The 14,227-nt window shown below is 61.2% G+C and carries 15 protein-coding genes; 10 read left to right on the forward strand and 5 right to left on the reverse strand.

Annotation, left to right across the window (positions count from 1 at the left end):
• Nucleotide 1 precedes the first annotated feature (1 nt).
• Nucleotides 2-1,216 (forward strand): class I SAM-dependent methyltransferase, encoded by a 1,215-nt coding sequence (locus tag Q8X48_RS07880; RefSeq protein ID WP_015093876.1) that lies wholly within the window; start codon nt 2-4, stop codon nt 1,214-1,216.
• Here the strand turns inward: Q8X48_RS07880 and Q8X48_RS07885 are convergent.
• Nucleotides 1,207-2,181 (reverse strand): DMT family transporter, encoded by a 975-nt coding sequence (locus Q8X48_RS07885; protein ID WP_407800574.1) that lies wholly within the window; start codon nt 2,179-2,181, stop codon nt 1,207-1,209. The genes Q8X48_RS07880 and Q8X48_RS07885 overlap by 10 nt on opposite strands.
• A 315-nt stretch (nt 2,182-2,496) precedes the next feature.
• On the opposite strand from Q8X48_RS07885, the gene Q8X48_RS07890 reads away from it, so the two are divergent.
• From Q8X48_RS07890 to Q8X48_RS07900, 3 genes are all read left to right on the forward strand, one after another.
• The gene (locus Q8X48_RS07890; RefSeq protein ID WP_015093878.1) at nt 2,497-3,078 is read left to right on the forward strand and encodes a DJ-1/PfpI family protein; all 582 of its coding nucleotides are present in this window, start codon (nt 2,497-2,499) and stop codon (nt 3,076-3,078) included.
• Between the two features lie 14 nt (nt 3,079-3,092).
• Nucleotides 3,093-3,398: a ribbon-helix-helix domain-containing protein gene (locus Q8X48_RS07895; RefSeq protein WP_015093879.1), complete on the forward strand. Its 306-nt coding sequence runs from the start codon at nt 3,093-3,095 to the stop codon at nt 3,396-3,398.
• 164 nt (nt 3,399-3,562) lie between these two features.
• Entirely contained in the window at nt 3,563-3,907 is a 345-nt protein-coding gene (locus tag Q8X48_RS07900) for a YegP family protein (RefSeq protein ID WP_126049802.1), read from the forward strand.
• Nucleotides 3,908-4,046: 139 nt separating this feature from the next.
• Here the strand turns inward: Q8X48_RS07900 and Q8X48_RS07905 are convergent, their stop codons facing one another.
• Nucleotides 4,047-4,934, reverse strand: coding sequence for a dihydrodipicolinate synthase family protein (locus Q8X48_RS07905; RefSeq protein WP_407800573.1), 888 nt, complete (start codon nt 4,932-4,934; stop codon nt 4,047-4,049).
• A 29-nt stretch (nt 4,935-4,963) separates the two neighbouring features.
• Entirely contained in the window at nt 4,964-5,746 is a 783-nt protein-coding gene (locus Q8X48_RS07910; RefSeq protein WP_015093882.1) for an aldolase, read from the reverse strand.
• Nucleotides 5,747-5,905: 159 nt separating this feature from the next.
• On the opposite strand from Q8X48_RS07910, the gene Q8X48_RS07915 reads away from it, so the two are divergent.
• The gene (locus Q8X48_RS07915; protein ID WP_407800572.1) at nt 5,906-6,448 is read left to right on the forward strand and encodes a helix-turn-helix domain-containing protein; all 543 of its coding nucleotides are present in this window, start codon (nt 5,906-5,908) and stop codon (nt 6,446-6,448) included.
• A gap of 109 nt (nt 6,449-6,557) precedes the next feature.
• Here Q8X48_RS07915 and Q8X48_RS07920 read toward each other — a convergent pair whose 3' ends face one another.
• Nucleotides 6,558-7,577, reverse strand: a complete 1,020-nt coding sequence (locus Q8X48_RS07920) for a DUF4917 family protein (protein ID WP_407800571.1) — start codon at nt 7,575-7,577, stop codon at nt 6,558-6,560.
• A gap of 131 nt (nt 7,578-7,708) precedes the next feature.
• Here Q8X48_RS07920 and Q8X48_RS07925 point away from each other — a divergent pair, with 131 nt between their 5' ends.
• From Q8X48_RS07925 to Q8X48_RS07940, 4 genes are all read left to right on the forward strand, one after another.
• On the forward strand, nt 7,709-8,611 hold the full coding sequence (locus tag Q8X48_RS07925) for a LysR family transcriptional regulator (protein ID WP_407800570.1): 903 nt from the start codon (nt 7,709-7,711) through the stop codon (nt 8,609-8,611).
• A gap of 242 nt (nt 8,612-8,853) precedes the next feature.
• Nucleotides 8,854-10,047 (forward strand): CaiB/BaiF CoA transferase family protein, encoded by a 1,194-nt coding sequence (locus Q8X48_RS07930; protein WP_407800569.1) that lies wholly within the window; start codon nt 8,854-8,856, stop codon nt 10,045-10,047.
• Complete coding sequence (locus Q8X48_RS07935; protein WP_407800568.1) at nt 10,044-10,970, forward strand: hydroxymethylglutaryl-CoA lyase; 927 nt, start codon at nt 10,044-10,046, stop codon at nt 10,968-10,970. Before Q8X48_RS07930 ends, Q8X48_RS07935 begins: the two co-directional genes overlap by 4 nt.
• 185 nt (nt 10,971-11,155) lie before the next feature.
• On the forward strand, nt 11,156-12,487 hold the full coding sequence (locus tag Q8X48_RS07940; protein WP_407800567.1) for an MFS transporter: 1,332 nt from the start codon (nt 11,156-11,158) through the stop codon (nt 12,485-12,487).
• A 78-nt stretch (nt 12,488-12,565) separates the two neighbouring features.
• Here the strand turns inward: Q8X48_RS07940 and Q8X48_RS07945 are convergent, their stop codons facing one another.
• Nucleotides 12,566-13,054 carry a DMT family transporter gene (locus Q8X48_RS07945; RefSeq protein WP_407800566.1) on the reverse strand — a complete coding sequence of 163 codons (489 nt, stop codon included), beginning with the start codon at nt 13,052-13,054 and terminating at the stop codon, nt 12,566-12,568.
• A 77-nt stretch (nt 13,055-13,131) separates the two neighbouring features.
• Here Q8X48_RS07945 and Q8X48_RS07950 point away from each other — a divergent pair, with 77 nt between their 5' ends.
• Nucleotides 13,132-14,055 carry a LysR family transcriptional regulator gene (locus Q8X48_RS07950; RefSeq protein ID WP_407800565.1) on the forward strand — a complete coding sequence of 308 codons (924 nt, stop codon included), beginning with the start codon at nt 13,132-13,134 and terminating at the stop codon, nt 14,053-14,055.
• Nucleotides 14,056-14,227: the final 172 nt, after the last annotated feature.

Here is a 14,227-nt window from a genome sequence, read left to right on the forward strand (position 1 = left end):
CATGTCCGTCACCGCCACTCCCGCCAGCCTCGCGCCGGATCATCACGCCCAGTTCATCGAGCTGCTGCAAGCCAGCCTCGAGCACAATGCGTTCATCAAACTGGTGCTGGCCAAGTACGCGGGCGATGAAACGGACCTGCAGCGGATCATCATCAAGCCGGTGACGGTCAAGGCGCAGCCTTGCCTGTCTTTCGTCTATCGCTACAAGACCCGCGATATCACCAAGAACCTGCCGCTGGCCGAAGGCGTGGCGAGCATTGCCGGGTTGCTGCCGGCGTCGTTCAAAAATGCGCATTTGTTGTCGTTGACCGACGAAGCCCAGCTCGAATACAGCAAAAAGGGCAAGTCATCGCTGTTCAAGAGCAAACCTCAACAATTGCGCGAAGTGCCATCGGCCGAGCACAACCGTGAAAAAAACCGTTTTCTTGACCTGAGCCGGCCGTTTCTCGCCGACCTGGGGGTGACCAACAAGCAGCATGAACTGATCCCGGCGATGTCGCGCAAGTGGAAGCAGATCAACAAGTTCATCGAAGTGTTCAGCCATGCACTGACTTCGTCACCCCTGGCGCTGGACAAACCGGTGCGTGTGGCGGACTTCGGCTCGGGCAAGGGGTATCTGACCTTCGCCATCCACGATTACCTGCGCAACACCTTGAAGGCCGAAGGCGAGGTGACCGGTGTCGAGCTGCGTGAAGACATGGTCACCCTGTGCAACACTGCGGCCGCCAGGCTTGAGCACCCCGGCCTGGTGTTCAAGTGCGGTGACGTACGCAGCGTGGCACCGAGCGAGCTGGACGTGATGATCGCCCTGCATGCCTGCGATATCGCCACCGACTATGCGATCCACACCGGCATCCGTTCCGGCGCGTCGATCATCATGTGCTCGCCTTGTTGCCACAAACAGATCCGCCTGCAAATCCAGAGCCCGGCGCTGCTCAAGCCGATGCTGCAATACGGCTTGCACCTGGGCCAGCAGGCGGAGATGGTCACCGACAGTTTGCGCGCGTTGTTCCTTGAGGCCTGCGGCTACGAGACCAAGGTGTTCGAGTTCATCTCGCTGGACCACACCAACAAGAACAAGATGATCCTGGCGGTCAAGCGCGCCGAGCCGGTGGAACCGGCCCAGCTATTGGCGAAGATTCAGGAGCTGAAGGATTTTTACCACATCAGCGAGCATTGCCTGGAAACGTTGCTGCGCGCTGACGGCTACCTCTGATCCTGTGGGAGCGGGCTTGCTCGCGAAGGCGTTGGGTCAGTCAATATTAGTGTTGAATGTGGAGCCGCATTCGCGAGCAAGCCCGCTCCCACACTGGGTTTGATTGCGGTCTTGCGCCCCAGCATCACCGTCACAATGACCCCGGCGGCAAACAGCCAGGTAATCGGCTCCACCTGTTCACCGAAGAACAACGCCGAGAAGGCGATGGTGAAGAAGATCTGCAGCAGCTGAATCTGGCTGACCCGGGCAATGCCGCCCATGGCCAGCCCGGCGTACCAGGCGAAGAAGCCGATGAACTGCGAAAACAGCGAGACATAACCGAAGGCCCACCAGGTCCTGGCGGAAATCCCGCCCTGGTGTTGCAGCGCCAGATACACCACCGGGCCGATCAACAGCGGCGTCGACAGTACCAGCGCCCAGCAGATCACCTGCCAGCCACCCATCTCCCTGGCGAGTCGGCCTCCCTCGGCGTAGCCCAATCCGCCCACCGCAATGGCGCCAAGCATCAGCAGGTCACCGGCCTGAATGCTGCCGGCACCGCTGATCAGCGCATAACCGAGTACCAGCGCACTGCCCAATGCGGCGCAGGCCCAGAACGCTTTCGAAGGCCGTTCATGTGATAACCACGCGGCGTACAGCGCCACGCACAGTGGCTGCAAACCATTGACCAGAGCGCCGTGGGACGCCGGCAAGGTTTGCATGGCCCAGGCCGACAGCACCGGGAAACCGAGAATCACCCCGGCCATCACCAGCGTCAGGCCTTTGACCTGTTTCCAGGTCGGCCACTTTTCCCGGTGCCACAGCAACAGCAACGCCGCCGGAACCGCCGCAAACAGTGCCCGGCCCAGGCCGTTGAGCAGCGGGTGGAGTTCCTGCACGACGATCCGCGTGAAGGGCAGGGTGAGGCTGAAGATCACGACGCCGAGCAGGCCCAGGGCCATGCCGGTGTTTTCGCGCGAGGACATGATGGCAACCAGAATCGTGGGTGATGGGAGATGTGGTTATCTAGCCATAAACCTGGGGCTTTGGCGCTTACAGCTGGCCACAGAAATATCCGTACAGTTTTCGCGCCCCTGTGGCGAGGGAGCTCGCTCCCGTTCGGCTGCGAAGCAGTCGTAAAACCTGTCGACGCGGTGTAACCCAAAGGCCATCGGGGCTGCTGCGCAGCCCAACGGGGGCAAGCCCCCTCGCCACAAGGTAGTAGCCGGTTGTTACCCGCCCCACCAGATAAGGACTACCTTGAATACTCCTGCACGCCCACTTCCAGAGGAGTCCTCCCCATGGCTGCGAAAAAAATTCTGATGCTGGTTGGTGATTACGTCGAAGACTATGAGGTGATGGTGCCGTTCCAGGCGCTGCTGATGGTCGGCCACACGGTGCACGCCGTTTGCCCGGACAAGTCTGCGGGCCAGACCGTGCGCACGGCGATCCATGACTTTGAAGGCGACCAGACCTACAGTGAAAAGCCCGGTCACCTGTTTGCCCTGAACTTCGATTTCGCCAAGGTCAATGCCGCCGATTATGACGCCGTGCTGATTCCGGGTGGCCGCGCGCCGGAGTATCTGCGCCTGAACGAAAAGGTCCTGGAGCTGGTGCGCGCATTCGACAAGGCCGGCAAGCCGATCGCCGCCGTGTGCCATGGCGCGCAGTTGCTGGCGGCAGCGGGTATTCTCGAAGGCCGCGAATGCAGCGCTTATCCGGCCTGCGCTCCGGAGGTGCGCCTGGCGGGCGGTACGTATATCGACATTCCGGTGACGGACGGCCATGTTCAGGGCAATCTGGCCACGGCGCCGGCCTGGCCTGCGCACCCGAACTGGCTGGCCGGTTTCCTGGGGTTGCTGGGTACCAAAATCACGCTGTAACGAGGGACATGTCCATGTGCGAGCTGTACGTCAAAGCCGACCCGATTCTTTACGAATCGCGCTCCCGCTCGCTGCGCATCTGCGGGGTGGTCACCACCCTGCGGCTGGAAAATCAGTTTTGGGACATCCTCAGCGAAATCGCCGAGGTCGACGGCATGACCACCAACCAGTTGATCGCCAAGCTGTATGAAGAGGTGATGGACTATCGCGGCGAGGTGGTCAATTTCGCTTCGTTCCTGCGGGTGAGTTGTACGCGGTATCTGAGCCAGCGGCGGACGCAGGCGCCGGAGTTGTCGGTGGTGCGGGCAGTGGCGAAGTAGTCAAAACTGCGTCGACCCCTTCGCGGGCAAGCCCGCTCCCACAGGGATTACGCTGATCCTGTGGGAGCGGGCTTGCTCGCGAAGGGGCCGGTACAGGCGACAGAAACATTTGGCTGGTCTTTACTGTGAAGCGCACAACCTCTCAATCGCCAAGGAGAAACAGCATGTCCGGATGGTATGAAGTGAGCAAAAGCAGCAATGGCCAGTTCAGGTTCGTCCTCAAGGCGGCCAACGCCGAGACCATTCTGACCAGCGAGCTGTACACCACCCACGCCGCCGCCGACAAAGGCATAGCCTCGGTCCAGGCCAACAGCCCGCTGGATGAGCGCTACGAGAAGAAAACTACCAAGGATGGCCATCCGTATTTCAACCTCAAGGCCGGTAATCACGAAATCATCGGCAGCAGCGAGACCTATTCCTCCGATGTCGCCATGGAGAAAGGCATCGCCAGTGTGAAAGTCAATGGCCCGAGCAAGGTGGTCAAGGACAAGACCCTGCCGGTGCTTTGATCACTACTTTCAAATCCAGTACAAATCCCTGTGGGAGCGAGCTTGCTCGCGATGGCGGTCTGACAGTCAACATCTGTGTTGAATGTAATGGCCTCATCGCGAGCAAGCTCGCTCCCACAGGGGGGTGTTTAACCTGAATTCAGCGTAAGGCTTCGAGTAGGCCTTGAAGCTGACTAACCCCCGCCTCACCCAACGGGAACACCGGCAGCCGCGGATCCCCCGCCTCCAGACCTGTCGCCCGCAAACCCGCCTTGATCGTCGCCGGCAAGCCACCCTTGAGAATGAAGTCCAGCAGCGGCAACTGGCGGTAGAACAGCCCGCGGGCCTTGGCCAAATCATTGGCCAGCACCGCTTCATACAAATCCAGGTTGAGTTGCGGGATCAGGTTCGGCGCGGCGGTGCACCAGCCTTTCGCGCCAGCGGCAAAGGCCTCCAGGGCCAGCGGATTGCAGCCGTTGTAGAACGGCACCTGGCCGTCGCCGAGACGTTGCAGTTGATGCATGCGCTGGATGTCGCCGGTGCTCTCCTTGACCATGGTCACGTTTTCCACGGCCTTGACGATGCGCAGGATCAGATCCACCGACATGTCGGTGCCGCTGGTGGCCGGGTTGTTGTAGAGCATGATCGGCACGCCGATGCTGTCGCCGATGGCGCGGTAATGAGCGAGGATTTCCGCTTCACTGAGTTTCCAGTAGGACGCAGGCAGCACCATCACCACATCGGCACCATAGGCTTCGGCGAAGCGCGCGCGACGCACCGCTTTGGCGGTAGTCAGGTCGGACACGCTGACGATGGTCGGCACGCGTTTGGCCACGTGCTTGATACTGAATTCGCTGACCTGATCCCACTCCGCGTCGCTCAGGTAGGCACCTTCACCGGTGCTGCCCAGCGGGGCGATAGCGTGCACGCCGCCCTCGATCAGGCGGTCGATGGAGCGCCCGAGGGCGTCCAGGTCAACGCCTTCGCCATGGACGGTGAAAGGGGTGATGGTGTAGCCGATGATGCCGTGAATGTTGGCGGTGGACATGGTGTCTCTCCGTTCAAAAAGGTCTGGGGTCAGTTCAGGCAATCGGCGTGTTGGCGCAGGCTCTGCCGGGCGTAGTAGTTGAAAGCGGCGGCGTGACGTTTCGGCCGGGCAATCCAGTCATGGGCTTCACGGCCCAGCGCAGGGATGATCGGCTTGATGGTCCCGGCACTCATCGCCAACAGTTGCAGCTTCGCGGCACGTTCGATCAGTTGCGCGATGACACAGGCTTCCTCGATGGTATTGCCGGTGGACAATTGGCCGTGGTGCGAAAGCAGGATCGCCCGCTTGTCGCCCAACGCCCCGGCAATCAACTCGCCTTCCTCGTTGCCCACCGGCACACCTGGCCAGCCTTCGAGAAACGCACAGTCTTCATAGAGCGGGCAGAGGTCCATGTGGGAAATCTGCAACGGTACTTCCAGCATCGACAAGGCTGCAACGTGGGTCGGATGGGTGTGGATGATGCAGTTCACATCCGGACGGGCGCGGTATACCCAACTGTGAAAACGATTGGCCGGGTTGGGCATGCCGTGGCCTTCTAGCACCTCCAGGTCTTCGTTGACGAGCAGCAGGTTGCCCGCGGTGATTTCGTCGAAACCCAGGCCCAGTTGTTGAGTGTAGTAAGTGCCGGGCTGCGGGCCACGGGCGGTGATTTGCCCGGCAAGACCGGAATCGTGACCGTGCTCGAACAGAATGCGGCAGGTCAGGGCCAGCTTTTGCCGGGCGGTCCACGTATTATCCGCCAGGGTATTTTGCATTTGGCTCAGCGCGTGCTTGACCAGTTGCTCTTTGGGCAGTGCTAATGTCTTGGCCATATCGGTGTCCTTTGGGTGATTCAATGGACGTCGGGTTTGCCGCTCACCGGTTCCTCGCAAAGTCGTCGGTGAGCGCAAATGACACTAAAGAGCCTAAATGACACAATGTGTCATTGGCAAGGACAAATCGTTGCCTCCTTGATGGATTAATCGCTCCACATGTCTATCCGTTTGAAATTACTAAGAAAAAAACTTGGCGTGACGTTGGAAGCGCTGGCCGAACAATCCGGCATGACCAAGAGTTACCTGTCGAAAGTCGAGCGCGGGTTGAACACGCCATCGATTGCGGCGGCGTTGAAACTGGCCAAGGCGCTGAATGTGAAGGTCGAGGAATTGTTCTCTGAAGACAACGCCAGCCTCGACAGCTACAGCCTGGTGCGCAGCCACGAGCGGCAACCTTTGGGGGCCAGCGGCAACAATCCGGGTTACGCGGTGCTGGCCCATCAGGTCAGTGAACGCAGCCTGCTGCCGTTCATCATTTACCCGCCGGCGGAGTTCACCGACAAAACCTTCAAGGAGCATCTGGGCGAGGAGTTTCTGTTCGTCCACGAGGGGCGGGTGGAAGTGGACTTCATGAGCGAGCGCGTGCTGCTCGATCGTGGGGATGCGCTGCACTTCAATGCGCAAAAACCGCACCGGATTCGTTCGGTGGGTGAGGTACAGGCGCAGTTGCTGGTGGTGGTGCACAGCACCGAGGAATGAGTTGACTGCAAAAGCTTCGCGAGCAAGCCCGCTCCCACATGGGATTTGTGAACGACACAGATCCCATGTGGGAGCGGGCTTGCTCGCGAAAGCGTCAGATCGGCCAGTACTAAACTTCGACTGGAACCGATAACTTGGGGCCACCCAACGCATGGCTCTTGGAATCAAAAAACCGCAACTCAACCCCCGTCCCCTCAAACACCTTCGCGTAATGCCGCTTCTGGTGCTGGATGAAGGCCTTGCTGCGCGGGTAAATCGAGATCGCCAGCACCTGCGGTTTCGCCAGGCGCAAAGCATGGATGATGTGGCTGTCCTGCTCCCCCAGCGCATGGCCGAAGATGCACAGCGCCTGGCCGTGACCGAGCAATTGCTCGTAGCAGAACGACAGATAGTCCGAACTGCGAATGGTCTTGAGCTTGTCCGCACTCGGCCCTTCGTTGACGAACAGCGGCACGTCGTCGAGGGTCTTGATCGTGTTATTGATCGCGAAGTTGCCCAGCAAGGTGCCCTCGGTCGACATCAGCTTGCGCGCCGTGCCGTCCTGGTTGCGCACCAGGTGCAGACCGCCGTGCAGGTACAGCAAACGGGTTTTGTCGGTGGCCGTGTCGCTCAGGTCGAAAGCGGGTTCGGCCCCCTGGAACAGATCGGTGATCGCCTCGGGCTGGTGTTGCACCGCCCAGTAGTTGATCAGGTCGTAATTGGTGGTGAATACCGTGCGGTAGCTGGCCAGTTCCTGATTGATCGTCGCCAGCGTCGAAGGCACCACCAGCCGCCACGGGATATGCACCGCATGCACGGTGTTGATCAGCGCTTCCTTGATCGCGTAATAGCGATTGCGCGGGGCGGCGGAGCTGACGGCCAGCGCCTTGTTGACCCGGCTGGTGGTTTTCAACGCGCTCAGTACCTGCTCGAAACTGCGGGTCTGCATCGCGTCGAACACGCTCAGCTCGGATGGGCTCAAGGGTTTTTCTTCAACGGTGCGGGCATTTTCGAACAGCGACTCGTAGCCGAAATCGTCCCATACCGCGCGACTGGCACCGTTGCCCACCAGCAAACCACTGAACGAAGCGCTGCTGCGCAAGGCGTTCCAGTCTTCAAGTTGGGCGTCGACATCCTGGAAATCGGTCATTGCGGTCTTCGTCTCACGGCAAAAGGTCTTCGGGCGGCGACTTTATCACGACCGGCTGCCGGACCACGGCACGACGCGGGCGAAGAACGTTATGCTGCGACTTCGCCCGAGCCGACTTCGCCGAGTACCCGATGCTGCAAAAAAGCCTGATCCGCCGTCTCGACCTGATCACTCTGCAACTGTTCGTCGCCGTCCATGAAGAGGGCACGCTGACCCGTGCCGCGTCGCGCGAGGCGATTGCTGTCTCGGCGGCGAGCAAGCGCCTGATGGAGCTGGAGGAGGCGCTGGGCATCAGCCTGTTCGTGCGCCAGGCCAAGGGCATGTCCCTGACACCGGCCGGTGAAACCCTGCTGCACCATGCCCGGCAGATGCTGTTCAACGTCGAGAAAATGGGCCTCGAACTGGGCGAGCACAGCCATGGTGTGCGCGGCTATGTGCGAATGCTCGCCAACCTGTCGGCGATCATTCAGTTTTTGCCAGAGGACTTGCGGGACTTTTCCGAACGTCACCCACAGGTCAAGACCGACCTCGAAGAACGTCCCAGCGCCGGGGTGATTCAGGGCGTGCTCGACGGGGTGGCCGACTTCGGCATCTGTTCCATCGACAGCGACATCAAGGGCCTGCACAGCGTGCTGTATCGCCAGGACAAACTGGTGGTGCTGATGCCGCCGCACCATCCCTTGGCGAACCGGTCGAGCGTGGCGTTCGCCGATACGCTAGACAGCGATTACGTTGGGCTGCATGCCGCCAGTTCGATCAACATGCGTACCCATGCAGCGGCCCGCGAAACCGGCAAGGTGTTGCGGGTGCGCATTCATGTGCCAGGGTTCGATGCCATGTGCCGCATGGTCCAGGCCAACATGGGGGTCGGCATCCTTCCGCAGCGGGCCTATGAATTGTTTGGCCGGGCGCTGGGTTTGCGCGCGGTGCCGTTGACGGACGAATGGTCCGATCGGGCGCTGATTCTGGTGGTGCGCGATGAGGCGCTACTGTCGCCGGTGAGCCGGATGTTGTTTGAGCATTTGCGGGGTTGAGCCTGAAAGTTCTTCGCTGACTGTGCCGGCCTCATCGCGAGCAAGCTCGCTCCCACAGGGGATGTGTGAGTGCCGAAGATCCAGTGTGGGAGCGAGCTTGCTCGCGATGGCGGACTACAGGTCACGATAATCTCCCCGAGCGTTCGCATTTCGCGAACGCCCGTTGCCAACTGAAGGTTGGATTCCTCAGGCATCACTCCTCTAGCCTTGGCTCATATTCCAAGAACAAGAGGTACCCCGCGATGACTGCCCCCCTGAGTGCAATCAAGGTGATCGAGATCGGCACGCTGATCGCTGCGCCGTTTGCCGCGCGCATGCTGGCCGAGTTCGGCGCCGAGGTGATCAAGATCGAAGCCATGGGGCAGGGCGATCCCCTGCGCAAATGGCGCAAGCTGCACGAAGGCACCTCGCTGTGGTGGTACCTGCAATCGCGCAACAAGAAGTCCCTGGCGCTGAATCTCAAATCCCCCGAAGGCATCGAACTGGTCAAGCAACTGGCCACCAGCGCCGATGTGCTGATTGAAAACCTGCGCCCCGGCACCCTGGAGAAACTGGGCCTGGGTTGGGACGTGTTGCACGCCCTCAACCCCAACCTGACCCTGGTGCGGATTTCCGGTTACGGCCAGACCGGCCCGTACCGCGATCGCCCGGGTTTCGGTGCCATAGGCGAGGCCATGGGCGGGATTCGCTACACCACCGGCACCCCCGGTTCGCCGCCGGCTCGGGTCGGCGTGAGCCTCGGTGATTCCCTGGCTTCGCTGCATGCGGTGATCGGTGCGCTGATGTCATTGCTGCGGGTCAAGACCGGGCAGGGCGGCGGGCAGATCGTCGATGTGTCCCTGGCCGAAAGCGTGTTCAACGTCATGGAAAGCCTGGTGCCGGAATACGACATGCTCGGCCATGTGCGTGAACGCAGCGGCGGTGCCTTGCCGGGGATCGCACCATCCAACACCTATTTGACCGCCGACGGCGCCTATGTGGTGATTGCCGGCAACAGCGATCCGATCTTCAAGCGGCTGATGCACACCATCGGCCGCGCCGATCTGGCCGAGGCGCCGGAATTCGCCCACAACGACGGGCGTGCCGCCAAAAGCAATCAGCTTGACGCCGCCATCACTCACTGGACCAGCAGCCTGCCCATCGACGAGGTACTGGCCGCGCTGGAAGCCGCCGAAGTCCCGGCCGGACGCATCTACTCAGTGGCTGACATCGTCGCCGATCCGCACTATCAGGCACGGGACATGCTGCTCAATGCCGAACTTCCCGGAGGCGCCACGGTAAAAATGCCGGGCATCGTGCCGAAACTCTCCGAGACACCCGGCGGCGTGAACTGGTCCGGCCCCGGACTGGGCCAGCACACCGACGGCATCCTCGCGCAATTGGGCCTCACCGCGATGGACATCGAACGCCTGAAAGTCGAAGGAGTGGTGCAATGATCAGCGATTATTCCGACAGCCTGATCGTGCAGGAAGTGTCCCCGCGCGACGGTTTGCAAATCGAGCCGACCTGGGTTGAAACCCACGACAAGATTGCCCTGATCGATCAATTGTCGCTGGCCGGGTTCAGCCGCATCGAAGCCGGTTCGTTCGTGTCGCCCAAGGCCATTCCTGCGCTGCGCGATGGCGAGCTGGTGTTCAAGGGCATTACCCGGCAGCCGGGGGTGATCTACGTCGCCTTGATCCCCAACCTCAAGGGGGCGCAACGGGCGTTGGCGTGCAGTGCCGATGAGCTGAACCTGGTGATGTCCGCCAGCCAAACCCACAACCTGGCGAACATGCGCATGCGTTGTGAGGATTCATTGGCAGCGTTCGGCGAGATCGTGCGGTTCGTTGGCGAAAGCCCGGTGCGTCTCAACGGCAGCATCGCCACCACCTTCGGCTGCCCGTTCGAGGGCACGATCGATGAGGACCGCGTCCTGCAAATCGTCGAGGCCTATCAGGAACTCGGCATCCAGGGCATCACCCTCGCCGACACCACGGGCATGGCCAATCCGCGCCAGGTCGAGCGACTGGTGCGCCGGGTGCTGCAGCGGGTGTCCCCGGCGGATTTGACCCTGCATTTCCACAACACCCGTGGCCTTGGTCTGTGCAATGTGCTGGCCGCCTACGAGGCCGGTGCCCGGCGTTTCGACGCCGCATTGGGCGGCCTCGGCGGCTGCCCGTTTGCACCGGGAGCGTCGGGCAACATCTGTACAGAAGACCTGGTGAACCTGTGCGATGAAGTCGGCATTCACACCGGCATCGATCTGCCGCTGCTGCTGAAACTGTCCCGAGGACTGTCGGCGTTGCTCGGCCACGAAGTACCGGGGCAACTGGCCAAGGCCGGGCGCAACTGTGACCTGCATCCAATCCCCTCCTGATCCACCACGACCCCCTGTGGGAGCGAGCTTGCTCGCGATGGCGGTGTGTCAGCAGACATCATTGTTGGATATGACTCAGTCATCGCGAGCAAGCTCGCTCCCACAGAAAAGCACCCAAATAAATCGCCACAACCAGACAACAAAAACAATCGGACACCCACGGGAAGTCCGCCTGGAGAACCGCAATGAGCCTGAATGCACTGGAGGCGAGCGCGAGCCCGTCTGTTAGCCACGACACCGAAAAAACCCTGGTCAGCAAAGTCGCCTGGCGCCTGATGCCGCTGATCATGGTCTGCTACCTGTTCGCCTTTTTCGACCGTATCAACATCAGCTTCGCCAAGTTTCAACTGCAGGCTGACCTGAGCCTGAGCGACACCGCGTACGGCCTGGGTGCCGGGTTGTTCGTGGTCGGTTATGTGATTTTCGAAGTGCCGAGCAACATGATGCTGTACAAGGTCGGCGCCCGGCGCTGGATCGCCCGGATCATGATGTCCTGGGGCTTGGCCACGGCAGCCATGGTGTTCGTCAACAGCGAATGGCAGTTCTACGTGCTGCGCTTCGTGATCGGCGCGATGGAGGCGGGATTCGCCCCGGGCGTGCTGTATTACCTGACCCTGTGGTTCCCGCAGCACTATCGCGGGCGCATCACCTCGATGCTGTTCCTGTCGTCGGCGTTCGCAGGCCTGGTGGGCGCGCCGTTCTCGGGCCTGGTGCTGCAACACCTCGACGGTGTGCTGCAAATGCGCGGCTGGCACTGGCTGTTCCTGCTCGGCGGCGTGCCGTGCATCGGCCTCGGTTTGCTGGTGCTGACCCTGCTCAAGGACCGCATCGAAGACGCCCATTGGCTGACGCCTTCGGAGAAGACCTTGCTGGCCAGCCGCATCGCCCAGCATGAGCCGCACAAGAGCGGTGGCTCGTTGCTCGCCGCACTGCGGATTCCGGGTTTCCTGACACTGGGGCTGATCTACTTCCTGATCCAGGTGGCGTCCTACGGCCTGAATTTCTGGGCGCCGCAACTGATCCGCAGTGCCGGCACCGAAAGTCCGGTGATGATCGGCCTGCTGACCGCCATCCCGTACATCTGCGGTGCCATCAGCATGGTGGTGATCGGACGCCTGTCCGATGCTTCCGGTGAGCGACGCAAGTTTGTCGCCGGTCTGGTGGCCGTTGGTGCAGTCGGGTTCTTCTGTGCGGGGATCTTCGCCAGCCACACGACCTTCCTGATCGTCGCGCTGGGCCTGCTCGGCGCCGGGATCATCGCCTCCATCCCGAGCTTCTGGACCCTGCCGCCGAAACTGCTGGCCGGTGCCGGCGCGGGTGCGGCGGGCGGGATTGCGGTGATCAACACCCTGGGCCAGTTCGGTGGCATCGTCAGCCCGGTGATGGTCGGCCGGATCAAGGACCTGACCGGCAGCACCACGCCAGCGCTGTATGTCATTGGTGTCTGTGCACTGATCGCGGTGGCGCTGTTGCTGTGGGGGTTGCCGCAGAAGTTGCGCACACTCGACAAGTTTTAAAAGATCGCAGCCTTCGGCAGCACCTGCCCGGACCACGCATCCCCGTAGGCGCTGCCGGAGGCTGCGATCTTTTGATCTTCAAGACGTCGCTGTCATCGCTTTTTCCGCAGCGTCACTAAACTGAATCAACACCACCCCGCCCATCAACAGCACCACCCCAAGCACCTTGGGCAAGGTGACCTGCCGCTCCATCAATCCAAACCAGCCGAAGTGATCCAGCAACAACGACGCCACCACTTGCCCCGCCAGCGCCAATGCCATGAACCCCGCGGCACCGAGCTTGGGCAGCAGCACCAAAGCCAAAGAAATAAAGCACACCCCAAAAGCGCCACCGGCCCACATCCAAAGCGGCGCCTTGCTGATGAATGACAGTGAAGGCAACGGCAAGCGCAGCGCAACGATGATCGGCAACAACACCACAACGCTCACCAGCAACGAGGCGAGCGTCGCCCACAACGGATGGCCCAACCCGCGCCCGAGGTTGACGTTGATCGCGCTCTGAAACGGCACCACCGCCCCGGCAATCATTGCCAGCACCACCAGGCCGGCCCAATGCAACGTACTCATGATCGTTCTCCAACAGGTTTTGCTGGACTCTAGAGTATTCGTCGCGCAGATTTAAATTCCGTTTTGTTATCTAGAACATGCAGCAAATGAATGATCTTCGACGTATCGACCTCAACCTGCTGGTGATCCTCGACGCCTTGCTCACCGAGCAACACGTGACCCGGGCGGCTGAGCGTTTGCACTTGAGCCAGCCTGCGGTCAGTCATGCGCTGGCGCGATTGCGCGACCTGCTCGGCGATCCGCTGCTGGTGCGCGCCGGAGCCGGCCTTGTGCCGACGCCGCGAGCGCTGGAGCTGGTGGCACCGCTGGCCGAAATCCTGGCCCAGGTGCAAGCGCTGCTGGCGCCGAACGCGTTTGATCCGGCTACCGCCAGGCGCACCTTCCGCCTGGCGATGTCCGACTATGGCGCCGCCATTGTCCTGCCGGGACTGATTCGGACCTTGCGCCGCGATGCGCCGGGCATCGACCTGCAAATCAGCCATGGCAGCCGCGAAAGCATGCTCGACGGCGTGCTCAACGGTGATATTGACGTCGCCATTGGTGTGTTCCCGGAAATGCCCAACGAATTGCGCAGCACACCGCTGTTCGAAGAGCACTACGCCTGCCTGGTGGACCGCAGAAGCCTGCCCGCCTACGGTGTGCTCGACCTGCCCACCTACCTGGCTCGACCCCATGTGCTGCTGGAAATGCGCGGCAGCGGCACCCCGGAAATCGAGCGCGCGTTGACCGCAATGCGTGAACGTCGTCGTGTGGCTGTCAGCCTGCCGCACTGGAGCGTGGCCCCGGAATGCATCAGCGGCACCGACCTGATCCTCACCGTCGCCTCGCGCGGCTTGCGCGATATCGATGAACAGTCGCTGATTGTCGTCCCGCCGCCCTTTCACATCCCGTCGTTTACCTTTGTACTGGTCTGGCACAAGCGGCGGGGCGGGGATCAGGCGTTGAACTGGCTGAATGAGCAGATTGGTGCAGGGGCCGATGAGTTTTATCTTCGGCGGTGATGCTCGCTGAAATCACCAAAGGACGGGAGGTAGCCTCGTTCGTTTGTCGTAACAAAATGGTATGCGGTAGTGTTGAGTCCTTTCATCTGCCGTGTGCAGATTCAGACGTTTTTCGTTGTCAGCCCCATAAGTGAAACCTGCATCGCACCTGAAAACCTCAAAGGTCTTTAAC

This window comes from Pseudomonas sp. QLc11A, from assembly GCF_052112305.1.
GTDB classification, from domain to species: Bacteria; Pseudomonadota; Gammaproteobacteria; order Pseudomonadales; family Pseudomonadaceae; genus Aquipseudomonas; species Aquipseudomonas laurylsulfatiphila.